This is a genomic window from Faecalispora jeddahensis, assembly GCF_000577335.1.
GTDB classification, from domain to species: domain Bacteria; phylum Bacillota; class Clostridia; order Oscillospirales; family Acutalibacteraceae; genus Faecalispora; species Faecalispora jeddahensis.
The window spans coordinates 1-21624 of record NZ_CBYL010000036.1 but is presented as its reverse complement, the minus strand read 5'-3'; the positions used below and the strand labels follow the sequence as shown (position 1 = coordinate 21624).

Genomic DNA, 21624 nt, shown 5'->3' with positions numbered 1-21624 from the left:
TACTAGGAAAAGGCTTCGATTTCTTTTGAAGAAATCGAAGCCTTTTTTGCTGGTTTGCACCGCGTTGGCGTTTCCCGATGCGTATGCTATACTATATACCAGATCAACCGGTGTTTACAGTACGAAAAATGCCAAATTGTTTTGAAGGAGGATATTCTATGGGCGAATTTGTTCTCTGGCTTTTTGCAGTTGCAATCATCTGCTTTGTCCTATATTTGGTTATCCGGGCGGCCGTACGAGACGGCATTTTGGCAGCGGAGCAAAGGAAGCATCCGGATTCCCGGCCGGATTCTATTGCGAACGTCACTTGCCCGCATTGTGGAAAGCAATATGAAGCGAATGCGCCGTATTGCCCGCGCTGCGGTCATCCAAAACCGTAAGCAACGCCAAAAAAGCAGCAATGCGCAGTCGGTATCGTGTTTCCTCCGGCTTTGTCTTTATTCCTCCGGGAAAACCGCGCCGCAGGCCTTGCCAATGGCAAGCAGCTCACCGAAGATTTCATCCGGCAGGCTGATTCCCTGCTCCAGGTTTTTCTTGCGGCGGTTATCACTTCCCTCGCCGGGCATGAAAATTTCGCTCACTCCCTCGGCGGGGCGCAGGGATTTGATCTCCCGCCTCATCTGGGCGACGCTGCTGCGAAAGGTATCGACCTCCACAAAATGAGTAATGTCGATCGCGCCGATGAAGTGGCCGACCTCCTGCGGATTCTGCATGTCGCCGTACAGGTCGTGCAGGTGCGGGCCGAACTTTCCGCCGCTGAGTACGCCGCACAGAATATCGATCATGATGGCCAGACCGCTTCCCTTCGGGCCGCCGATGGGGAGCAGGGAGCCCTTGCGGCCCTCGGCAGGGTCGGTGGTAGGGTGCCCGTCCTGATCCAGCGCCCAGCCTTCCGGGATGGGCTTGCCGAGCTTCTGGGCCATAATCAGCTTGCCCAAAGCGACGACGCTGGGGGCCATGTCCAGCACAACGGCGCCCTCTTCGCCGGGAACAGCAATCGAGATCGGGTTCGTGCCCATATAAGGCTCTGACGCGCCGTAGGGGGCGATTTTAGAAGTCAGGTTCGCCGCGCAGATGCCGACCATGCCCTGCTCGGCTGCAAGGCGGGTGTAATAGGCTGCGGCTCCAAAGTGGTTGGAATTTTTCACGGTTGCAAAGCAGCAGCCGGCTTCCCGGGCCTTTTCCATACATTTTTCCATGGTGAATCTGGCTGCGGGCATTCCCAGGCTGTTGCCCGCGTTTACCACCAGAGCGGCCGGGCTTTCTCTTTCGATCGTGATCCGGTTCTCTTTCTCAACCACCCCGGCATCCAGCCGTTGCAGATAAATTGCCAGCCTGCTGACGCCATGCGTGCTGATGCCGCACAAATCCGCATCTACCAGGCAGCGGGCCACCGTTTGAGCGCATTGTGCTTCTACTCCGTGCTTTTCCAGAATGTCCAGACAAAAAGCTTCCAGAATCTCCGGTTTTACCTGTTTCATTGTATCGACTCCTTTGTATGGTACAGGGATGTTTTTATTGTATCACGAACGGAGCTGTATGACGAATTACCATTTTCAAATACTTCTATAATCAAATGCGAATACCGGAAAACAGAAGGAAATAAATTTGATTTTGCGGTTCATGTGTGATATCATATAACAGAATTACTTGCCGCCGGGTAAGAAATCAGAAAAGCACTTATTGATTGCATCGTTAGGCCTTTGAAGATGCAATCAATAGGTGCTTATTTTATTTTGTCGGGAGGAATCGTCATGTCATGGGTTTATTTGGTTTTTGCGGGTCTGCTGGAGGTTGTATGGGCAACGTTTTTAAAGCTTTCAGATGGCTTCAGCAAGCCGGGGTATTCCGCAGCAACCCTTGTTGGAATGATTGCCAGCTTCTATTTGCTGTCGCAGGCGACGAAAGCTCTGCCGCTGGGCACAGCTTATGCGATCTGGACGGGAATCGGCGCGCTGGGCGCTGTGATCGTCGGCATATTGTTTTTTAAAGAGGTGGTTTCCGTACCGCGCATTATTTTTGCATCGCTTTTGTTGGTTGGAATCATCGGTCTGAAAATTACTTCTTCTCATTGATCAGATGCATCTTCGCTTTCCGAACTCCTGTCAGCGAAAAAATGCAGGGAAACAGCTTTTCTGTACCGTCGGGTGCCGTTTTTGATTCAGCACGTGATTTTCTGCGGATTTTTATGCATGCATCAGAAAAGCAAATCCCGTTTGCCTGCAAATAAAGGAAGAGCCGGTCAATTTGACCGGCTCTTCCTTTATTTGTTATATGGCAGGGGCAGAAGGACTTGAACCCTCTAATATAGTCTTAAAAATGGCTGTATAACTGAATGTTCAATTGTCGTGTTGCATTTCATGTTGCACGGTTTTACCTTCGCCAACCCTCGGCAGTAGGCTTTCGAAGTAATTGTTGATGAGCAGATCAGCCTCATTCATATCACTGTCAAGCACGACTTGGTATATTTTCTTCATAGTTTGCATATTATTCCATCCACCACGGGCCATGACGAGCTTATCAGCTATATTAAGAGTCAGCCCTACCGTGGCCATCGATCGACGGAGATCATGAAATTTAAAAGGGCCGATTCCAATTCTTTTGCAAACACGCGGGAAGTGCTTGCTTAATAGACCTTCACTGATATTAAAAATCCGATCGCTTTTGTGCGGCAGCTCTTTTAATTTTCCTGCGATGTAAGGCGGTAAGTTCAGCGTTCTGGTGGAGTCTGTGGTCTTTGTGGACTTCGTAACCATCTTGTGGTCTTTATTTGGTACCAGGGCTTCATCGATTCGGATGGTGCTTTTTTCAAAGTCGACATCATCCCATTTCAAGGCCAATATTTCAGACCGACGCAATCCCAGCCAGAGGGCAAGCAAAATCGGGATTTCAATAACGTCACCGTCGATGCTATTGAGCAGCTTTGCTATCTCTTGGCGGTTCAGAGCTTTTGCGCTGGGCTTTTTCTGCTGGGGCAACGTAATCTTCGGAATCGCCCAATCGGGCCGGTACTGGCTAACAACAGCTGTAATAACGCCATACACGTTCTTTACAGTTTTTGGAGAACTTTTTTCTGCTTCGGCGTTGATCGCCTCCTGCAAAAGGTTCTGTGTCAGCTTGTTGAGTCTGGTTGATTTAATCCCTTTTAGGTGGTTTCTTTTCACATTATCCAGAAACCGAATCGTAGACGGGGACAGCAGATTGCTTTTGAGCGCTATATAAGCATCTATCGCTTCCTCTACAGTAAGGTTCGCGCTGTCAGATGCAACATCGCGGTATTTTTCCTGCCATTCAAGCGCGGCAAGGTTTGCCTTTCTTTCGGTGCTTTCGGTAAAGGATTTATACTGCCTCCTACCGTTGGCATCTTTGCCGGCGTATACCTGCGCCCTCCAGGCTCCGCTGGGGAGTTGTTTTGCTTTAGCCATATTAATAAAGCCCTCCTATTGATTTTGGAGGGCTGACCTGATACAATATTAGTGCATTATATGTACTGTCAGCCCTCGGTTGATGGTTGCCGCTCTATCCTGGTGCAAACAGGGTAGAGCGGTTTTTTTATGCCATTTTTCTCTGGCGCGCAGAAAAATAGAAGTTCAGTGCCTTTTGAATAAATGATTCCGGCAGATCAAAATACTCGGCGAGCTGCCAGCGCTCGGTATATCCGTGCCTTATCGCGGAATGCAGTTCTTCAAACGGTATGTATCTTTCAATCGCCCAACGGTTGGCCTTGTACTCGTGCTTTTCGATCAAATCGAGCGGGCTGCTCACTTTGTGCGTACAGCCGGTAGCACAGTGGCCGAGCTCATGCGCAAGGATGCGTTTCATTTCTGGTATGCTCCCTACTCGGAATGGGTCTAAAAAGATTGCGTATCGATTATTCAATTCAATTGTAACGCTAGTTTCTTCTCCTACGTCATATGTGTAGAGAGAAACCTGTTGCGTTCGCATATCATCATACAGGGAATTTAATTCTACCATGTGAGAAATCTCCAGAAAACTTATTCGTTCTTCTCTTTGTCCTGTTGTTGTTTAAAGAATTTCGCCATTTCAAGAAGCTTTTGTTTGTTTTCCTCCGTAAGTTCCTTGGATTCGTCCAAGAAAGCATATGTGAAATCATCAAAAGTTATTTCAGGCTCGCCCTTTTCTGTAAGGGTGGGCTTTTCTTTTTGTTCAGCGCCAAGTAAGTAGCCTACAGTAACGCCAAAATAATCAGCTATTTTTTGTAATTTGTCTGCTTTGGGAGTTCCTTTACCGTTTTTCCAATCGCTAAGAGTACTTTGTGCAACTCCTGTTTCTTTGTGAACTCGATAAGGCGTAACATCGAACTCTTTTAAAAGTTGCTCAAAAATCTCATACATAGTTATTCACCTTTCACAAACCTAAAAAATATTACGATATTCGTAGTATTTCCTATTGACACAAAACGGAACTCGTAGTATATTATAGGCATACCACGAAATCCGTAGCACAACAGAAACACACCGTGGTACTTCGGATATGGAATTAACTTCAATCGACAATCGAAGTATATCACTAAACCGAAGTAAACGCAAGTACTTTTTAGCGAAAGGAGGTACTTTTTTGCCTAAATATTACACCTGCGAAGAGGTGGCGGAGATTTTCGGCATAAAAACTCTCACTGTGTGGGATTGGATACGCAGAAAAAAACTCCCGGCTATTAAAATCGGAAGGGACTACCGAATCACCGAAACCGATCTTAAGAATTTTGAAGATGAAAGGAGAACAGTATGATTTGCTGTATTTAAGCAAAGAGGGGAGGGGGGAGTAAAGTGACTTCCAGAAATGTAGCGCTGGCTCAAATTTCAGAGGTTCGCGAAAGTTTCGACTTGAAAGAAGTCGCGCAAAAGCTAAACAGCGGAGACTGGATAGCAATTTGCGCGACGACCGAGGAGAAGCCTAAGTTCGTTTTAGGAAAGTTGGCTCCTAGCCCAAGGTTTTTCCAAGAGAATAAATGAAGTTATAATCAGGCGGCTCAGCACAAGACAAAACGCCAAGAACTATCCAGCCTTTGTCAGTATAAGGCTTTGCATTTTCAGCACCAATAACCTCAACCACTTCAACGATTTCTTTATTCATGCTCTCACCTCCTCTCGTTACCATCTTACCGCAGAGAGGAAATATTTACAAGAAAGGACTGATACCATGAACGATTTAACCATTATCAACCGTGACGGCATTTTACTAGCCGACAGCCGCGACGTAGCTGTTATGGTGGACAAACCCCACAACGATCTGATGAAATCCATTCGTCAGTATTGCGAATACCTTAACGTGGGAGGTTTTTCCCTCGTTGATTTCTTCATTGATTCCACCTATCTCGACGGCAAAGGCGAAGAACGGCCCTGCTACCTCATCACCCGCAAAGGCTGCGACATGGTAGCCAACAAAATGACCGGTGCAAAGGGTGTGCTGTTTACAGCGGCCTATGTGACCAAATTCGAGGAAATGGAAAAGCAGCTCACTGCGCCGCCCATGAACACTTTAGACTTTCTGGAATACAGCATCAAGGCCATGCGCGACCAGCAAAAAGCCTTAGAGGACACCAACAAACGCATTGACAGCCTTGGCGAACTGATTTCGCTCAACCCTAATTCTTGGCGACCGGACGCACGAGGCCTTATCGTCAAGATCGCACAGAAGATGGGCGGGAACGATTATATCCGCGAAGTGCAGTCGGAGATTTTTAAGCTGGTGGATGCCCGCGCCGGTACAAGCCTTGCAACTCGGTTGACCAATAAGCGGCGCCGCATGGCTGACGAGGGCATTTGCAAATCCAAGCGGGACAAGTTGACCAAAACCGACGTGATTGCCGATGATAAAAAGCTGATTGAAATTTATCTGGCAGTCGTCAAGGAAATGGCGGTCAAATACGGCGTGTGCGAAAAATCAGCTTAAGGAGGGGAAACCATGTATGTAAAATTAACCGTCGGCGACGAGTATGCCGAGCAGAACCTCGAAATCGAATTGGGCGCCGGCAGCATCTTTACCAAATGCCCGGAATGCGGGAAAGAGTTTTCCGTAGATCCGATCGAATGGGCACACGATTTTCCAGAATTCAACTGGGAAAATATGCCGGTATGTGATGACTGCTCAAACAAGGTTGGGTAATCCTAGTATACCATCACATTTACCCATTTCAAGCAGTGAAAAAACCATTGTCCCATAAATGGGACCGTGAACGGCCAGCAAATTATGGAAAGGAGGGGAGAGGATGCCTAAACTCCGCCGCCCCGCAGAAGAAGCACAGAACCGGGCGATTATAGCTAAGATCAAATACGGCATGGAAATGACCGGCACAACGGTGGAAGGCCTGGCACTCTCAATGCGGACGAGCCCCGCGACGGTATATGCAAGACTTAAATGCCCCGGCACATTTCGATTGCAGGAACTTAGGGCGGTCGCCAATAAGTTGCGCATCCCGATCGAGTCGTTTTTGATCGACGAAAGGCCTGCCTCATGACCGCCACCTGCACCCACTGCAACCGGGTCTGGATCGTAAGCATTAGGACAAGCCCTGCCGGTTATGTCTGTCCGGTCTGTGATTTAAGGCAGCGGTACATAGCGGCGGGGGTGATAGTGCCGGCGCAGGCCGACGGAAAGGAGCATTTCCATGCCATTAGAACAAAAGCGCATTGATCGTCTGTATGATCTGCTACACAAGGTTGAGAAAAAAGACCCTGACACCGCGGCCGTGCATCGGTGGGCAATTTTTGAGCTCGAGCGTACTTTTAAGCAATAGCGCCGGCGAAGGCCGGCGGAAAGGAGGTAGTAATTACGGATACCAATTTAGTGCACGCTCCTATCACCAGCATACTTGATTACAAAGCCGCGCTTAAAAAAGTCAGTCTTTCAGATTTACAGAACGGCGCTGTCGACCTGCAGATTAAAGAGCAGAGCATCAAAGTTCGATTAAAAGAGATCCGCCGCGAAATCCAGCGCCGGCAGAAAGGAGTGAACCACCATCAGCCAAGATAAGATAATCCTCGACCTTTGCGGCGGGACAGGCTCATGGAGTAAGCCATACCGGGATGCCGGGTATGATGTCAGATTGATAACCTTACCTGACTACGATGTGCTTACATATGAGCCGCCGGAAAATGTTTACGGCATACTGGCAGCGCCGCCGTGTACGGAGTTTAGCCTTGCAAAAGGCAGCCGCCCGCGGGATTTTGAGGGCGGAATGAAAGTTGTCGAAGCTTGCTTACAGATCATCTGGAAAAGCCGAATGGACGGAAACCTGAAATTCTGGGCCCTTGAAAACCCGGTTGGCTTCTTAAGGCAGTTTCTTGGAATCCCGCGCCATACAATACGGCAATGGTGGTACGGTGCCGATCAGGACAAACCCACCGATTTATGGGGGTATTACAATTTTCCAAGCCCCACGGTCATGGAAAAGCCCCCCGGACTGCAAGAGAGAGAGAGTATCGCCATGCTGCCCGGTGGGCGGCCCCGAAATGCCCGGAAGAATACAAAGGCTATGTATCACAATTTACAGGTACTGCCCGTAGGGCCGCCATTCGCGCAATCACCCCGCCCGGCTTCGCTCAGGCATTTTTCAAAGCAAATCGATAGGAGAGGAGGATTAACCCATGCCCATCACAACCGCCCTCGCAGTATCATTCGCCGCCCTCGCCCTGGTCGCGCTGGTACAGCATATCCAGATACGCCGGATCAAGCGCCAGATCAGAAAGGGCTTTAAAATCACGGAAGATGCCCTGAACAAAAAGCATTTATGAATGTCAAGTGGCAGTACACAGGCAAAACCATGATTTCATGACATAAAAAGGACATTTCGTAACATCAGCGCACACAAAAACTCGAAGTCACATTAAAATGATTCCCATAACATAGGAGAAATCAAGATGCACTCGAAGGCAAAGAAAAAGGCCGCCCCTGACTGCCATCAGGAAGCGGCGCACAAGTAAATATTCTACACACATACTAATCTGAAAGAGAGGATTTGTCAAGATGCAAGAGAACATAAAGCGAGCTATCGAGTCCCTTACCGCGCGGCGCGATCAGGTAAGGGACGAGCAGGCCTCCACCATGGCCGCGCTGCGCAGCTGCCGGTTTATTGATCTGTCTCACATCGAACTGATCGATAAGCGGTATAACGAGAAGCGAGCCAACATTGACCGCGAGATCATGGAAATGAGGGCTCATTTGGAGGAAATGGAGGCGGCGGGATGAAAACCAGTCTTATCAAGATTCGCACCGCGTTTGGCGTGTCCGAAACTCAGTTGTCCGACAAATCAGTAGAGCTGACTGGTCGCAAGGGCACCGGAAAATCATCAGTACTGGACGCGATTCGATATGCTCTGACCAACCGTTCCGACCGGGACTATATCGTCAAACAGGGTGCGGACGAGGCAGAAATCATCATCGAAACGGATACCGGCCTCCACATTGACCGGCGGCAGAAAGCCGGGCTCGACACTTCTTCCCTCAACCTGAAAGAAAACGGGTTGAACGTTCCCCGGCCGCAAACATTCCTGAATGATATCATCACGCCGCTACAGCTAAACCCGGTCGAATTTATCAGCAAACCTATTGCCGAGCAGAACCGGATTATTCTGAATCTAATCGATTACAAATGGAATATGAGCACCATCCAAGAATGGTTCGGAGAGATCCCGAAGGGCGTCGATTGGCAGCAGAACATTCTCTCTGTCCTCAATCAGATTCAGGCAGAGAATGGCGTTTACTATCTTACCCGGCAGCAGATCAATTCCGAAAAGCTGTTCAAGCGGAAAATGGCCGAGGAAATCGCCGCCAGCATTCCCGACGGCTTCAATGCTGAAAAATGGGAGGCGTACGACACCGGCGTGAAATATCAGGAGTTGAATAAAATTCAGCAGGAGAACGGCAAAATTCAGCGCGCCAAGATGTTCCGGGATAGCTACGATAACAAACTGCGCGGTATTCAGGCCGATCGGGATATTGCGATCAGCAACGCTAAAGATGCTATCAGTGCCGAGCGTGAGGGCTTGGAAAAGACCATTGAGCGCCTGAAAGCCGAGATTCGTGCCGCCGAGGACAAGCTTACCACACTGGATTCCAAGTTGCAGGATAAGGTCGCGGTAGCCAAAGCTGATTATGAAGTCGCCAAGGCCAGGCTGGATGCTGATACTGGCGTCGCCAACGAATACGCCGATCGGCAGCCGACCGATGCCACCGCCCTGCAGGCCGAAATTGACACCGCCGAGGCGATGAAAAAGCACCTCAACGAGTATTACCGAATGGTGAAAACCCAAAAAGAGGTTGATGAATTACAGGTGCAATCCGATGCCCTCACCGAAAAAATTGAACTGGCCCGCAAACTGCCGGGGCAAATTTTGAAAGAAGCAAAAATTCCGGTCGAGGGGCTCACGGTCGAAAACGGTATTCCTCTGGTGCGCGGTCTACCACTCTCGAACCTTTCGGATGGCGAAAAACTGGATTTGTGCGTCGATGTGGCTATCTCAAATCCGTCCGGTTTGCAGATTATCCTGATTGACGGTACCGAGCGTCTGGATGACGAGAGCCGGGCAGCGCTGTACGCGAAGTGCAAGGCCAAGGGGCTGCAATTCATAGCGACGAGGACCACTAACGACGATGAATTGCAGGTGACGGAGCTGTGAAATACAAAGTCATAATGCAAAATGTCGGTAGAAATAAACTGTGCTCTGAAAAAACGTTTGAGGACGAGCCGGCCTATCTCGATCTTTACGGAATGGTTCGAGGTGCTTTACTTTCGTCGGAAATTGACTTTGACACCAAAGATTCACAATATCCTATTCACGGAACGGTTGTAGTTGGTGGATGGAGAGCGGTTGGGTATTTCACGGTAGAACAAATTGAAACGGAGGAAAAATAGAATGGACAACAAAAATCAGAAGTCAATCCTTGAAATGGCGCGCGGCGCCATTATGGAACGTGCTGACTATGAAATGGCGAAAGTCATTGAAAATATTCAGGACGTCAACACCAGCCCCACCAAAAAGCGCACCCTCACTCTCACGGTAGAATTTACCCCGGATACTGAGCGTCAGCAGATCAGCGTGAATGTGGTTGCAAAATCTAAGTTGGAGCCTACAAACCCGGTTACAACTGCTCTGTTCCTCACTGGCGAGGGTGAAGAAGCCACGGCTTACGAAATGGTTCCGCAGGTTCCCGGTCAGCAGAACATGAACGGCAGTGAACAGGCCGAACCGCCCGCCCTTCGTATCGTTAAAAACGCTTAATTTAAATTGAAAAGGAGATTATCAACATGGATATGACAAGAGATTTTTTGAACGGGATTCTGGAACAAGCTGCGCCCCACGAGATTGATTATTCCGGCCGAAAGTTTACTGATAAGGACATGACCGCCTTGCCGCGGGCCATTACCGCTTCCGCCCTGGATACTAGTACCCTTACGTCTGTCGTTGACTACATAACAAGTCAGGCAGATGATGCGGCCCTGAATGGCACCGGAAAATTTATTGTGCACGTTGTTGGTCACAATTGTGTAAAGCTCTACAAGGAGCTGAACGCTGATAAGAAGCGCGATTCCCTTGTGTCTGCCACTATTGACGGCTGCAAATTCCCGTTTGGTCAGTTTATGAGCGTGGAGCAGTTTATCATCAACCTGCAGTCCTTATTCGTGCAGGGTGAAAGCACGGCAAGCCTGCTGGAATTCATTGGGTCTGTGCAGGATGATACTGCCGTAAAGCAGCAGGACGATGGTGTTACCCAGCGAGTGACAGCCAAGAGTGGCGTTTCTCTTGCGAAAAGCGTTCCTGTGCCGAATCCGGTCTATCTGCGTCCCTTCCGCACATTCGCGGAGATCGAACAGCCGGAGAGCGCCTTTGTGTTCCGTGTTCGCAAGGATGAACAGCGTGGCGTAACAGCAGCACTCTTTGAGGCGGACGGTGCGGCTTGGAAAAATGAAGCGATCCTTGAAATTAAGGATTTCTTGAAGAGCCAGCTGCTGGAAGATGTAATCATTTTGGCGTAAGAGGAAACGAATGGCGGCGGACAAAACCGCCGCCAAGATTTTACAAGGAGGACAGTATGCCTGAACATAAAACCCACTGGAAGAAGCTCCAGAACCCGGATTACCTTGGCGCGTATGCGCTCGAACCGGGGCAGGATCTGATCGCCACAATAAAATCTGTCGGGGAAGAGACGGTCATCGGCTCTGACGGGAAAAAGGAAGAATGCACCGTTGTTCACTTTATGGAGCGCGACATAAAACCTATGGTGCTGAATGTCACGAATGCAAAGGTAATCAGCAAAATCTACAAAACCCCGTACATTGAAGACTGGCGCGGCTGCACTATTCAGATTTTTGTAGCACAAGTCAAAGCTTTTGGCGATGTCGTCGACGCACTCCGCATTAGGCCATATAAACCGGACATCAAGGCCCCGGAAAAACCCGTTTGTGCTGATTGTGGCAAAGATATTCAGCCGTTCGGGAAATACACGGCTCCGGCCATGGCGGATTATACCGCGCAAAAATATGGCAAGCCGCTTTGCTCCGAGTGCGCTCAGAAACGAGCAGAGAGAGAAAAGGCCGAACAGCCGGTCAACCCTCTGGCACCAGAAGCATCGGAACCCCCGGAACAGCCCGCCCCGGCCGGAGAGGATGGCGAGTTGCTGTGATTTTAACCGCCGAAAACTACTTCTCCCCCGAAAACCAGCTCGCCTACATGGGGGCATCGCAGTTCAAATCCTTCCTTGCTTGCCCTGCTGCCGCGCTCGCTGAAATCCGCGGCGAATACCGGCAGGAAGAAACCACGGCGCTGCTGGTCGGGTCATTCGTAGACGCTTATTTCGAGGGAACACTCGATGTTTTCAAAGCAAAGCACCCAGCACTGTTTAAAAAGGACGGCGGCCTGAAATCAGACTATGTGCAGGCAGAGCAGATCATCCAGCGCATTGAACGTGACGAAATGTTCATGCGGTACATGGCCGGCCAGAAGCAGGTCATCATGATCGGCGAGATTGCGGGCGTGCCTTTTAAAATTAAGGTGGACAGTTTCCACCCCGGGCGGGCGATCGTCGACCTCAAGATCATGAAAGACTTGGAAGACGCATGGAACGACGCTGAGGGGCACCGCTGCCCGTACTGGATGAACTGGGGCTATGATTTCCAAGGAGCCATATATCGAGAAATCGTTCGGCAGAATACCGGCGACACGCTACCATTTATGATTGCGGCCGCCACGAAGCAAAAAACGACCCGCTTGCAGATTGGCCAGATCGCTCCGGAACGGCTGGATTATTGCCTTGACATCGTAAAGCACGAAGCGCCCCGATTCGCCGCGATCAAGCGCGGAGAGATCAAGGCAGAACGCTGCGAGCAGTGCGATTACTGCGCGGAAACCGCTGTGTTGAGTGAAATTGTTGAGTATCGGGAGGGCGCGTGATGGATGAATTAAAACCAACCGGTTGCGCGCGGTGCGGCGCGGAATGCCTTATAAAACACTTTGGCCGTCAGATGTGGATGAAGCCATAGAAGCATTGGAAGAAAAGTTGAACCGCCGCCCCGCCCCGGAAAACAAGCCGCTGACTCTGGACCAGTTGCGGCAGATGGATGATGAGCCGGTTTGGGTGTGCGGAATACCTGGTCACGAAATTAAGTGGACACCGGGATGGCGCATCATCGACGGAAACCGTGTAGCACTACGCCAATGGAATGATGCTGTAATGTATCTATACTTTGCAGATTATGGGCGCACATGGCTTGCCTACGCCCGCAAGCCGGAACAGGAGGGAAAATGATGGATACTGAATATCTTGCAGAGATTAAGGCACGGGAGCAGGCGGCAACGCCGGGGCCGTGGAAAGTTGGAATATCTGCTCTGATAACAGACGCAAACGGGCATGCGCTGTTTTTTGGAGAGGACGCAAAAGGTAACGCTGATTTTATCGCCCACGCCCGCACCGATATTCCCGCGCTGGTCGCAGAGGTGGAACGGCTGAAAGCAGAATCAGAGGAATGGCGAAATGCTTATATCAGAATGAAAGAGGATTGGAAACATGATTGTGATTTGTTAGTACAGGCTGGTACTGAAAACGCCACGCTGAAAAAGGCGCTGAAAATCGCAATCCGCAGGGCTTACCCACATGCATCACCCGACACAGTAAAAGCAGCCGCGGCTTGCTTGATTGAAGAGGCACGGGAACAGGAGGCCGCCACATGCTAAACGCCTCCGTACTTATGGGCCGCCTGGTTGCTGACCCTGAACTTCGTCACACTACCAGTGACATTGCCGTCACCAGCTTCACGATTGCGGTTGACCGTGATTATCAAAAGGCCGGTGCAGAGCGTCAGGCAGATTTTATCGATATTGTCGCGTGGCGTTCCACTGCGGAGTTCGTGTGCAAGTACTTCCGCAAAGGACAGTTAATTGCAGTTCAGGGCTCGATTCAAACTCGCAGCTATCAGGACAAGGACGGAAACAAGCGTAAGGCTTTTGAAATCGTGGCGGATAAAGTAAGTTTCTGTGGCAGTAAATCGGATAACACCGAAACGGCACAGGGACGCAGTTATCAGCCTTACACCGCCTCGGCTCCTGATATTAACCCCAGCCCGGGGGATTTCCAAGAGATTCCCACGGACGACGACTTGCCATTTTAAAAGGAGGAGTAAACCATGGTTAAAACACATCCCGACAGCAGATTTTCTTTGTATTCTTTGGAACAGATCAGGGATTCCGCGGCGATTATTCTTCAGATAGAACAGACCGAAAGTACATTCACCGATAGCAAAAGGCCGGTTTATCTCTGCGAGGTTGTTCCCGCGGCCTGCTATAACCGCAATTCTATCGCCGAGCGTCTGACTGACGAGATTATCAAGATAAACACCGAAAACCGGCGGCTGCGCGGAAAAATCGAGCGCCTCGAAAAGGCGCTGACCTAAAATGTATGGCGATATTTTTTCACGCATCAAGGAAATCCTCCCCATGCAAGCCGTTGCGGAACGGTACGGCTTTGAAGTCTCCCGCGGTGTAATGCTCTGCCCGTTCCACGATGACCGCAAACCATCCCTAAAGGTTTATCCCGGCTCCCGCGGCTGGTACTGCTGGGTGTGTGACGAGGGCGGTACAGTGATTGACTTTGTAGCCAAGCTGTTCCGCCTTAACGCACGGCAGGCCGCAATCCGGCTGGACAACGATTTTAGGCTGGGGCTGTCCACGGAAAAACCCGACCGGCGCGCCGTGAACGAGTGGATTGAGAAACAGCGCAAGGAGCAGGCGGCTCTTAACGTCTACCGCGCGGAGTATGATGCAAAATGCCATGAGGCGTACCTGATTCGCTCCATGCCAAAACCGCCGCCAGATAGCCCGTTATGGGGTGAATATGCGGCGCTGCTGGGGCGGCTAGATTATCTGGATAATTACTTTTTCGAAAATCATCATTGGAGGTGACGGGCACGGACAAGCAAACCGACAAACCAAAACTCACCGCACCCCCGCCAAAGTACACCCAAGAGGACTTTTTCGACAGCACTTCCCCATACGAAGAGGTGTACTCCTACCATGAGAATCCGTTTCAGATGGAACGTCAGCTGACCATTATGTCACTTCAAGCCCGTCAGGTTGGAGTATTGAATTTCAAAAAGCTTTTTAATGAGTATGTGAAAAGCCTGAAGCGCAGCTCGTCAGAAATCTACGTCGAGAACAGCACCAACTTTCAAAATCAGCCGATCGAGCTGGACGCCGGGGAATGGCAGGCAGACGACCTCGGGATATCCCGCAGCAACGGGCCGTTCGGCGAAGAGGTCGCCTGTTGTCACCCGATTATGCCGGTGGAACGGCTTGTTAATATCGATACCGGCGCTGAAAAACTCAAGATCGCTTATTCCAAAGGCAAGCGGTGGCGGGAACTGATTGCGGACAAAAAGACGCTGGCGAGCAATAACAGCATCCTGTCCCTTGCAGATCAAGGCGTCGCCGTGACAAGCGAAAATGCAAAGGCACTGGTCAAGTATATTTCAGACGTAGAGAATCTCAACTATGACAAAATCCCGGAGAAAAAGAGTGTCTCCCGGTTGGGATACATCGACGGAGAGGGCTTTTCCCCTTATGTTGATGGCCTAATTTTTGACGGTGATGCGAATTTTCGCGCAACGTTCGAGAGCATCAAAAGTGTAGGCAGCCGAAAAACTTGGCTTACCCTGGCGCAGCAGATCCGCCGCGGTAATGTCATGGCTCGTATTGTGCTGGCTGCCTCGTTTGCTTCAGTCCTGGTCGCACCGGTAGGCGCCCTCCCTTTCTTTGTTCACCTGTGGGGCGGCGAGTCCGGTACCGGTAAAACCGTCGCGCTTATGTTGGCCGCGTCTGTCTGGGGAAATCCCGAAATGGGCCGGTACATACAGACTTTTAACAGCACTGTGGTCGGCCGCGAAAAACTGGCATCATTCTTAAACAATCTGCCTCTGATGGTTGATGAACTGCAGCTCGCTCGGGATGCGCGCGGCAAACTGATGTTTGACGTCTACTCGCTGGCCGAGGGCGTAGGCCGCACGAGGGGCACGAAAACGGGCGGCGTAGAGCGAACTCCTACATGGGCCAACACCATCCTTACGACCGGCGAAACGCCCATAACGAGTGCAGGAGCTGGCGCGGGCGCCGTGAACCGCGTCATTGAGATAGAATGCAAATCTGCGGATAAAATCATTGAAGACGGCCATACCGTAAGCAGCATCGTCAAAAAGAATTACGGCCATGCGGGCCGCGAATTTGTTCTGAAGCTGTATGAAAATGATGCAAACACCGAACTTGCTGCGCAACTGTACAAGGAGTACTTTAAAAGATTCACCGAAAACGACACAACTGAAAAGCAGGCTATGGCCGCGGCCGTCATCATAACGGCGGACTGGCTGGCAACAAAATGGATTTTTCAAGACGATCGTGCCCTGACTGTGGATGATCTCTCCAAATTTCTTGCTTCTCGGGCTGCTGTTTCTTCTGGCAGTCGCGGATATCAGTACATGTGCGACTGGGTGGCGCAAAACAGTAATAAATTCAGTATTGATGCTAAGCAAGGGGATATTTATGGTGTCATTGAGGACGAGATTGACGGCACGGTTAAAACCGGCAGAGATATTGCTTATATAATCAATTCTACGTTCCGACGTGCGGTAGAGGATGCGGGATTCTCTGCAACAGCCCTACTGAGCTTTTTGCGAGAGAACAATCTGATCCTGACCAGAGGCAGAAATAACACCCGAGGAAAACGCATCAACGGTGTGAACGTGGAGTGCATAGCTCTGAAAATGCCGATGATTGACGGGGCGCAGGAGGCTGTTACGGCTGCAGACGACTTACCATTTGACGATGCTCCGCTTTGATTGTGTGGGACATGTCCCACACAGTAAAACCCCGCAAACCCGCATGAATGCTGGGGTGTGGGACTGTGGGACAAGTGGGACGCAAAAACATATCCCTTATATAGAGAGTGTATACCCTGCTAATTATGAGGGTGAGTATATACTTCTCACGCGTAAAAGAAAATGTGCAAATCTGTCCCACAGTCCCACAACACTTCGCAAACCCGCATGAATACTGGATTATTTTGTGGGACAAGCTGTCCCACAGTGTCCCACAAGTCAATAAAAAGTCCCACAAAAGGAGGTTATAAATCCTTGAAAGAAATTAAGCCGCGTGATTATCAGCGCGAATGCACTGAAATCATCAACAACATAGACCCCGGAGCCTATCTGATCCAGATGGCAACTGGGCTCGGAAAGACTGTTACGTTTGCAAATATCCAACGAAAAGGCAAAATGCTGATTCTCTCGCACCGCGAAGAGTTGGTACGTCAGCCGCTGAAATATTTTGATTGCCTGACTGGAGTTGAAATGGCTGGAGAATATGCACGTCCAATGGACGAGGTTGTTTCCGCGTCAGTCCAGACCATGACGCACCGCTTGGAACGATTTGCGCCTGATGAATTCGACATCATCGTATGTGATGAGGCGCATCATAGCAGTGCGAGAACGTACCGCAGGATATTTGATTACTTCACTCCACGTCTGCTTCTCGGTTTTACCGCAACTCCCAACAGGAGCGACAACGTCCGACTGAATGACGTATACAGCGACATCATCTTTCAGCGCGATCTCAAATGGGGTATCAAAAACGGATACCTATCTGACATCTACTGCCGGCGGGTGAATATCGGGTACGACTTGCGAGGCGTCCATTCCCGCGGCGGTGATTATGCCCCGGGTGAGCTCGAAAAGGCGATGGACGGTACCGCGGACGCAATCGCCGAAATATACCGCACAATGGCAACGGGTGCAACACTGATCTTTGCTGTATCGGTTCAACACGCGAATGACATCGCCGCAAAGATTCCGGGCGCCGTGGTAGTGACCGGAGAGACTAAGGACCGGGCGAGCATTATTCAAGCGTTCACCGATGGTCAGATACCCTGCATTGTATCCGTCAACGTGTTCTTGGAGGGAACCGATCTCCCTCTGGTTGAAACAATCATAGTCGCCAGACCAACAAAATCGGATTCTTTGTACACTCAGCTTGTCGGGCGAGGATTGAGGCTTTCCCCTGGAAAGAAGCAGCTCAATTTGATTGATTGCGTTGGCGTCACAAACACGAGGTCACTTTGTACCGCTCCCTCTTTGCTTGGCATTAGTGTTGATGACATTCCAGAGCGCAAAATATCAGAAATTGAGGGATTGTTATTTGAATTGCCGGAGAAAGCCATTGCTGCATCCGATTGCCCTGAAAGCTGGGTTCGCAACTGGAAAGTTGTTGATTTGTGGGCTCAGACCCAAAAGTATAACCTGCACGATATTAATTTCTTTCAGCTGCCGAATGGAGATATGACTATTTCTATTCCTGATAAAAAAATCGTCATCCCTGCTCAAGATGAACTTGGAATGACGGTTTACAACGGCAGAAAAATGAATATGCAGCAAGCGATTGATTTGGTGTTTATCGATTTGCAGCACAATTGTTCCGACTCTGAGTACATCTGGAACCTCACTCGTGCTAAGAGATGGGCCAATTCGCCAGCGAGTGAAAAGCAGCTTTCAATAATTCAAAAACGACTCAAAGGGTTCGACGCTTCCAACCTTAACAAATTCGAAGCAAGTCAGATTTTGAACAGGTTGTTTGCGGGCAAAAAGAAAAGAGGCGTTGCGTAATGGGAAGGCTGATAGATTTAAGTGGAAAGCGCTTTGGTCGGTTAACTGTAATAGAACGAGCAGGAAGCAATAATAACAAAAGTGCAACTTGGCGTTGCCGCTGCGATTGTGGGAAAGAGATTGTGACCAGTGGGAGACTATTGCAAAATGGGTCAACTGTTTCTTGCGGATGCAACAAAGCGGAAAAAGCAAGTAGGCGGCTCAGAAAGCACGGGATGTCTGGTACTCTGCTGTATGAAATTTGGTGTTCTATGAAGTCTCGCTGCAACAGAAAGTCTTGCAAAGACTATCCCAATTATGGTGGTAGAGGAATTACGATTTTCCCGGAATGGAATGAATTTGAGCCATTCTACAGATGGTCAATGGAAAATGGATATGCTAAGCACCTCACTATTGACCGCAAGAATGTAAACGGGAATTATGAACCTGATAACTGCCAATGGATTTCAAATTCAGAGCAATCAAAAAATCGAAGGACTACTCTTAAAATTACTTATCAAGGCGTTACACTGACCGCTATGGAATGGAGCGAAAAAACCGGAATCAAATATAACACTATAAAGTCTTGGCTGAACCAAGGCAAAACCCCGGAACAAATATTGGGGAGGCGATCGGCGTGAGTAAAGAACGCATACACATTGCCAAGCCCGACGACCGCGAGTCTGTGATCGTCATCCTCGCCCGGAACGGGTATACCGTCCGTCAAGGGCGCGAAAAAGACCGTAGCACCAGTAAGGCGATTGCATTTGTGGAGTTTTGGAGGGCGCGTCATGAAACAGATGATTAAGCTATATGCTCACCCCGCGAACGAGCATCAGCATCAAGTCAATGTGATACGCTGGTCCTTAGCTCACCGGGCACAGTATCCCGATCTGAAGCTGCTGCATGCTGTGCCGAATGGTGGCAGACGCGACCCGATAGAGGCAAAGCACCTGCAAGACGAGGGCTTGAAACCCGGCGTGCCTGATTTGGACCTTCCCGTTCCCCATGGAAGGTATCACGGTCTGCGTATTGAAATGAAGGATGACACGGGCCGTACTTCTCCCGAACAAGACTGGTGGCTCGGAGAACTCCGGGAACAGGGATATTTCTGTGAGGTATGCCATGGGTGGGAATCAGCCGTTCGGGTTTTAGAGTGGTATCTTGGCCTTGGAGAATTTAAGCTATGAGCGCGACCAGTATGACCCCTGAGCAGATTGAGCGTGCCGCGATGCACAACGATTCTCTCCCGTCCAGCCTTACTCAGCCCGAGCAGCTCCTGTTCCTTTCGTTCCGGTGCCTGTATGCCAGCTACCGTACCGGGACAATTACCCGGGAACAAGCGCAATCTGAAAAGCGCGAGCTGCTGCGAGCATACGATACGGCGGCACGGTGGCGTGAAATTTATCAGGATACCTGCCGGGTACGGGTTGAGCTGGGCGGTATGTCAAAAGAGGTTGAGCAGGGCGATTGCGAGAGATGCAAAAAGATTATGAGAATTTTAGATGGGAGAATAAAAATAAGCGAGGAGCTATCCGTATGAAAGTTATCACAATTTGGCAGCCATGGGCTTCTTTGATTGCCTGTGGAGCAAAAGAGTTTGAAACGCGGGGCTGGGCGACGTCCTATCGGGGACCAATAGCAATACATTCGGCAACACTAAGCCCATTCAAAGCAATCAGGGATGTCCCCATCGATGCGGTTTGCAAAATGAGAGAAGCCCTTAAAGAGAGGGGAATTCTTCCGCCTTTCACAAATTTCAAGGATCTTCCGCTCGGCGCAGTCATAGCAACGGGCGAGTTGGTAGGTTGCCATAAAATAGTGCTACATGGTGGGCGTGGCCTCCCCAGCACAGCCCCCGGTTGGCTTGAAACAGACCGAGGTGTCTATGAGCCAAGTGAGCGAGAACTCCTTTTCGGAGATTGGACCCCCGGTCGGTACGCATGGGAGCTGCAAAATGTAAAAATGCTTGATACACCTATTCCTGCAAAGGGTAAGCAACGCATCTGGAATTGGGAGGAATCCGCATGAAAGCCCATATCCCACCCCGGCAGCAGATCTCTAACCGGTCTTTGAAGGCCGTTGACGAATATATTCAGGAAGAAAGCCACAACATGAGCCGTCGTCTGTTTAAGCTGGTTGCCGTCGCCCTGAACGAGCTGTATGGGTTCGGAGCTAAACGGAATCTTGAATTATCCCAGCGCGTCGGGAATCTCATCATTGAGCACCAGGACGATGAAATCTTTTGGCAGCACGTGGACCGGCGCTGCGATCAGATGGGGCTGGGATATCCGCATGAGGATTATGAGCAGATGGAGAAACGGAAAAGGAGGTAGCGAATGACACGCGAAGAGCTTGAGAAATATCACGACATTGCAGTTCGGTTAAAATTATTGACCTCCACCATCGTAACAGATACAGTGACCGGATCATCCGACGAGTATCCGTTCACGTGCCACCCGATATCAATTCACGGACTGCGAAAGGACGATAAAACACTTAGGGAGATAAAATTACTTACTCAGCAGAAAAGCGAGATCGACAGCTTCATAGACAGCTTGGAGGATGTGCGATTAAAAACAATTGTTGAATTGTATATTAAGCAAAACCTCACATGGGTCCAAGCCGGAAGACGTATGGGCGAATCTCCTGACGCCGTTAGAATGTGTTATTCAAGAAATTTTCCAAAATAATACATTTTGTTCGTTCTGTTCGGTTGGTTCTGATATACTAAAAAGTAGGAAGTTATAAAGCGTATACAAGGTTCATTCTGGCATCCTTTCTTTTTGCCCCGTGGTATTACGCCCGGGGCATATATGCACCATTAACTCAACGGCAGAGTAGCGGGCTTTTAACCCGTTAGCGGAGGTTCGATTCCTCTATGGTGTACCAACGGTTATTGAACCGTTATATCCGGGGCGTATGTACCCAAGCCCAGTACGCCGGGCAAACTTTAATACCTCAGGGCGACCCATTCCGGGCCGTCCTTTTTATTTGGAGGTGAGCAGCGTGCACTGCATCAATTGCCCATGGAACGATTACCGCAAGGCAGGTGTGCCGTACTGCATGCTGCCAAGGTGTTTATATCAGGTAGAGCGAGGTGGTGGAAGATGTGGCGAAGGGCAAGTATCAAAAGTGGCTGACTCCGGACGGGAAACTTCTGCTGGAAGCCTGGGCAAGAGACGGCCTGACCGATGAGCAGATCGCGCACAATTGCGGCATCAACACCGCCACGTTGTACGATTGGAAGAAAAAGTACCCCGAGATTTCCGAGTCCTTAAAAAAGGGCAAGGAAGTCGTTGACATCGAAGTTGAAAACGCCCTGCTGAAACGTGCCAAGGGCTACGAGTACCTCGAAGAAAAGGTTGAAATTGAGGAACTACCCGGTGGAATCATAAAATCCCGTAAGGTGGTCCAGACGATAAAACAGGTGGCTCCCGATGTGGGGGCTGCTGCTTTTTGGCTTAAGAACAGGCGGGGTGATGTGT

General features: G+C 49.9%; 34 protein-coding genes and 1 tRNA gene. 30 read left to right on the top strand and 5 right to left on the bottom strand.

Annotated features, from left to right (window positions below):
* The first annotated feature begins 77 nt into the window (after positions 1 to 77).
* The gene (locus tag TY09_RS19035) at positions 78 to 380 is read left to right on the top strand and encodes a zinc ribbon domain-containing protein (RefSeq protein WP_081487966.1); all 303 of its coding nucleotides are present in this window, start codon (positions 78 to 80) and stop codon (positions 378 to 380) included.
* Between the two features lie 57 nt (positions 381 to 437).
* Here TY09_RS19035 and TY09_RS13105 read toward each other — a convergent pair whose 3' ends face one another.
* Complete coding sequence (locus TY09_RS13105; RefSeq protein WP_042435210.1) at positions 438 to 1481, bottom strand: Ldh family oxidoreductase; 1044 nt, start codon at positions 1479 to 1481, stop codon at positions 438 to 440.
* Positions 1482 to 1754: 273 nt separating this feature from the next.
* On the opposite strand from TY09_RS13105, the gene TY09_RS13100 reads away from it, so the two are divergent.
* Positions 1755 to 2075 (top strand): DMT family transporter, encoded by a 321-nt coding sequence (locus TY09_RS13100; protein ID WP_042435208.1) that lies wholly within the window; start codon positions 1755 to 1757, stop codon positions 2073 to 2075.
* 264 nt (positions 2076 to 2339) lie between these two features.
* Here the strand turns inward: TY09_RS13100 and TY09_RS13095 are convergent, their stop codons facing one another.
* The 3 genes from TY09_RS13095 to TY09_RS18000 all read right to left on the bottom strand — a co-directional run bounded on the left by TY09_RS13095 (position 2340) and on the right by TY09_RS18000 (position 4355).
* On the bottom strand, positions 2340 to 3425 hold the full coding sequence (locus tag TY09_RS13095) for a site-specific integrase (RefSeq protein WP_042435204.1): 1086 nt from the start codon (positions 3423 to 3425) through the stop codon (positions 2340 to 2342).
* Between the two features lie 127 nt (positions 3426 to 3552).
* Complete coding sequence (locus tag TY09_RS18005) at positions 3553 to 3975, bottom strand: ImmA/IrrE family metallo-endopeptidase (protein WP_042435201.1); 423 nt, start codon at positions 3973 to 3975, stop codon at positions 3553 to 3555.
* Positions 3976 to 3995: 20 nt separating this feature from the next.
* The gene (locus TY09_RS18000) at positions 3996 to 4355 is read right to left on the bottom strand and encodes a helix-turn-helix domain-containing protein (protein ID WP_042435198.1); all 360 of its coding nucleotides are present in this window, start codon (positions 4353 to 4355) and stop codon (positions 3996 to 3998) included.
* A gap of 223 nt (positions 4356 to 4578) precedes the next feature.
* Here TY09_RS18000 and TY09_RS13080 point away from each other — a divergent pair, with 223 nt between their 5' ends.
* A complete protein-coding gene (locus tag TY09_RS13080) occupies positions 4579 to 4749 on the top strand; it encodes a helix-turn-helix domain-containing protein (protein WP_042435195.1) in 171 nt (56 codons plus the stop codon).
* A 192-nt stretch (positions 4750 to 4941) separates the two neighbouring features.
* Here TY09_RS13080 and TY09_RS18395 read toward each other — a convergent pair whose 3' ends face one another.
* Positions 4942 to 5094 (bottom strand): hypothetical protein, encoded by a 153-nt coding sequence (locus TY09_RS18395; protein ID WP_157037055.1) that lies wholly within the window; start codon positions 5092 to 5094, stop codon positions 4942 to 4944.
* 66 nt (positions 5095 to 5160) lie between these two features.
* Here TY09_RS18395 and TY09_RS13075 point away from each other — a divergent pair, with 66 nt between their 5' ends.
* The 27 genes from TY09_RS13075 to TY09_RS12950 form a co-directional block, all read left to right on the top strand.
* Positions 5161 to 5913, top strand: a complete 753-nt coding sequence (locus TY09_RS13075) for a Rha family transcriptional regulator (protein WP_042435193.1) — start codon at positions 5161 to 5163, stop codon at positions 5911 to 5913.
* A gap of 12 nt (positions 5914 to 5925) precedes the next feature.
* Positions 5926 to 6126, top strand: coding sequence for a hypothetical protein (locus tag TY09_RS13070; RefSeq protein WP_042435190.1), 201 nt, complete (start codon positions 5926 to 5928; stop codon positions 6124 to 6126).
* Positions 6127 to 6229: 103 nt separating this feature from the next.
* Positions 6230 to 6478 carry a hypothetical protein gene (locus tag TY09_RS13065; RefSeq protein ID WP_042435187.1) on the top strand — a complete coding sequence of 83 codons (249 nt, stop codon included), beginning with the start codon at positions 6230 to 6232 and terminating at the stop codon, positions 6476 to 6478.
* A gap of 1129 nt (positions 6479 to 7607) precedes the next feature.
* The gene (locus TY09_RS18390; RefSeq protein WP_157037054.1) at positions 7608 to 7754 is read left to right on the top strand and encodes a hypothetical protein; all 147 of its coding nucleotides are present in this window, start codon (positions 7608 to 7610) and stop codon (positions 7752 to 7754) included.
* 232 nt (positions 7755 to 7986) lie between these two features.
* Complete coding sequence (locus TY09_RS13055; RefSeq protein ID WP_042435181.1) at positions 7987 to 8208, top strand: hypothetical protein; 222 nt, start codon at positions 7987 to 7989, stop codon at positions 8206 to 8208.
* Positions 8205 to 9638, top strand: a complete 1434-nt coding sequence (locus TY09_RS13050; RefSeq protein ID WP_042435179.1) for an AAA family ATPase — start codon at positions 8205 to 8207, stop codon at positions 9636 to 9638. Before TY09_RS13055 ends, TY09_RS13050 begins: the two co-directional genes overlap by 4 nt.
* The gene (locus tag TY09_RS13045) at positions 9635 to 9874 is read left to right on the top strand and encodes a hypothetical protein (RefSeq protein WP_042435176.1); all 240 of its coding nucleotides are present in this window, start codon (positions 9635 to 9637) and stop codon (positions 9872 to 9874) included. The genes TY09_RS13050 and TY09_RS13045 overlap by 4 nt, the downstream gene beginning before the upstream one ends.
* A 1-nt stretch (position 9875) precedes the next feature.
* Entirely contained in the window at positions 9876 to 10241 is a 366-nt protein-coding gene (locus tag TY09_RS13040) for a hypothetical protein (protein ID WP_042435173.1), read from the top strand.
* Positions 10242 to 10267: 26 nt separating this feature from the next.
* Positions 10268 to 10996, top strand: a complete 729-nt coding sequence (locus tag TY09_RS13035; RefSeq protein ID WP_042435170.1) for a hypothetical protein — start codon at positions 10268 to 10270, stop codon at positions 10994 to 10996.
* 56 nt (positions 10997 to 11052) lie between these two features.
* Positions 11053 to 11643: a hypothetical protein gene (locus TY09_RS17685; RefSeq protein ID WP_052335654.1), complete on the top strand. Its 591-nt coding sequence runs from the start codon at positions 11053 to 11055 to the stop codon at positions 11641 to 11643.
* Positions 11640 to 12410, top strand: a complete 771-nt coding sequence (locus TY09_RS13025; RefSeq protein WP_042435167.1) for a PD-(D/E)XK nuclease-like domain-containing protein — start codon at positions 11640 to 11642, stop codon at positions 12408 to 12410. Before TY09_RS17685 ends, TY09_RS13025 begins: the two co-directional genes overlap by 4 nt.
* Before the next feature lie 43 nt (positions 12411 to 12453).
* A complete protein-coding gene (locus TY09_RS13020; RefSeq protein ID WP_147584680.1) occupies positions 12454 to 12765 on the top strand; it encodes a hypothetical protein in 312 nt (103 codons plus the stop codon).
* Positions 12762 to 13190: a hypothetical protein gene (locus TY09_RS18640; RefSeq protein ID WP_187119615.1), complete on the top strand. Its 429-nt coding sequence runs from the start codon at positions 12762 to 12764 to the stop codon at positions 13188 to 13190. The genes TY09_RS13020 and TY09_RS18640 overlap by 4 nt, the downstream gene beginning before the upstream one ends.
* Entirely contained in the window at positions 13184 to 13624 is a 441-nt protein-coding gene (locus tag TY09_RS13010) for a single-stranded DNA-binding protein (protein ID WP_042435163.1), read from the top strand. The genes TY09_RS18640 and TY09_RS13010 overlap by 7 nt, the downstream gene beginning before the upstream one ends.
* Before the next feature lie 15 nt (positions 13625 to 13639).
* Positions 13640 to 13906 (top strand): hypothetical protein, encoded by a 267-nt coding sequence (locus tag TY09_RS13005; protein WP_042435161.1) that lies wholly within the window; start codon positions 13640 to 13642, stop codon positions 13904 to 13906.
* Position 13907: 1 nt separating this feature from the next.
* Positions 13908 to 14414: a CHC2 zinc finger domain-containing protein gene (locus TY09_RS17675; RefSeq protein WP_052335651.1), complete on the top strand. Its 507-nt coding sequence runs from the start codon at positions 13908 to 13910 to the stop codon at positions 14412 to 14414.
* 128 nt (positions 14415 to 14542) lie between these two features.
* The gene (locus tag TY09_RS12995; RefSeq protein ID WP_147584678.1) at positions 14543 to 16339 is read left to right on the top strand and encodes a DUF927 domain-containing protein; all 1797 of its coding nucleotides are present in this window, start codon (positions 14543 to 14545) and stop codon (positions 16337 to 16339) included.
* Positions 16340 to 16633: 294 nt separating this feature from the next.
* Entirely contained in the window at positions 16634 to 18157 is a 1524-nt protein-coding gene (locus TY09_RS12990; protein WP_042435159.1) for a DEAD/DEAH box helicase, read from the top strand.
* On the top strand, positions 18157 to 18777 hold the full coding sequence (locus tag TY09_RS12985) for a hypothetical protein (RefSeq protein ID WP_042435156.1): 621 nt from the start codon (positions 18157 to 18159) through the stop codon (positions 18775 to 18777). Before TY09_RS12990 ends, TY09_RS12985 begins: the two co-directional genes overlap by 1 nt.
* Positions 18774 to 18944: a hypothetical protein gene (locus TY09_RS18380; protein ID WP_157037053.1), complete on the top strand. Its 171-nt coding sequence runs from the start codon at positions 18774 to 18776 to the stop codon at positions 18942 to 18944. The genes TY09_RS12985 and TY09_RS18380 overlap by 4 nt, the downstream gene beginning before the upstream one ends.
* Entirely contained in the window at positions 18928 to 19326 is a 399-nt protein-coding gene (locus tag TY09_RS12980; RefSeq protein ID WP_042435153.1) for a VRR-NUC domain-containing protein, read from the top strand. The genes TY09_RS18380 and TY09_RS12980 overlap by 17 nt, the downstream gene beginning before the upstream one ends.
* Complete coding sequence (locus tag TY09_RS12975) at positions 19323 to 19679, top strand: hypothetical protein (RefSeq protein WP_042435150.1); 357 nt, start codon at positions 19323 to 19325, stop codon at positions 19677 to 19679. The genes TY09_RS12980 and TY09_RS12975 overlap by 4 nt, the downstream gene beginning before the upstream one ends.
* Positions 19676 to 20167 carry an ASCH domain-containing protein gene (locus tag TY09_RS12970; protein ID WP_042435147.1) on the top strand — a complete coding sequence of 164 codons (492 nt, stop codon included), beginning with the start codon at positions 19676 to 19678 and terminating at the stop codon, positions 20165 to 20167. Before TY09_RS12975 ends, TY09_RS12970 begins: the two co-directional genes overlap by 4 nt.
* The gene (locus TY09_RS12965; RefSeq protein ID WP_042435144.1) at positions 20164 to 20472 is read left to right on the top strand and encodes a hypothetical protein; all 309 of its coding nucleotides are present in this window, start codon (positions 20164 to 20166) and stop codon (positions 20470 to 20472) included. Before TY09_RS12970 ends, TY09_RS12965 begins: the two co-directional genes overlap by 4 nt.
* A 3-nt stretch (positions 20473 to 20475) precedes the next feature.
* Complete coding sequence (locus tag TY09_RS12960; RefSeq protein WP_042435141.1) at positions 20476 to 20829, top strand: hypothetical protein; 354 nt, start codon at positions 20476 to 20478, stop codon at positions 20827 to 20829.
* Positions 20830 to 20954: 125 nt separating this feature from the next.
* Positions 20955 to 21028: transfer RNA gene (locus tag TY09_RS12955), tRNA-Lys, on the top strand.
* A gap of 220 nt (positions 21029 to 21248) precedes the next feature.
* Positions 21249 to 21624: transposase (locus tag TY09_RS12950; RefSeq protein WP_042435234.1), on the top strand; the 376-nt coding region annotated here is incomplete at its 3' end.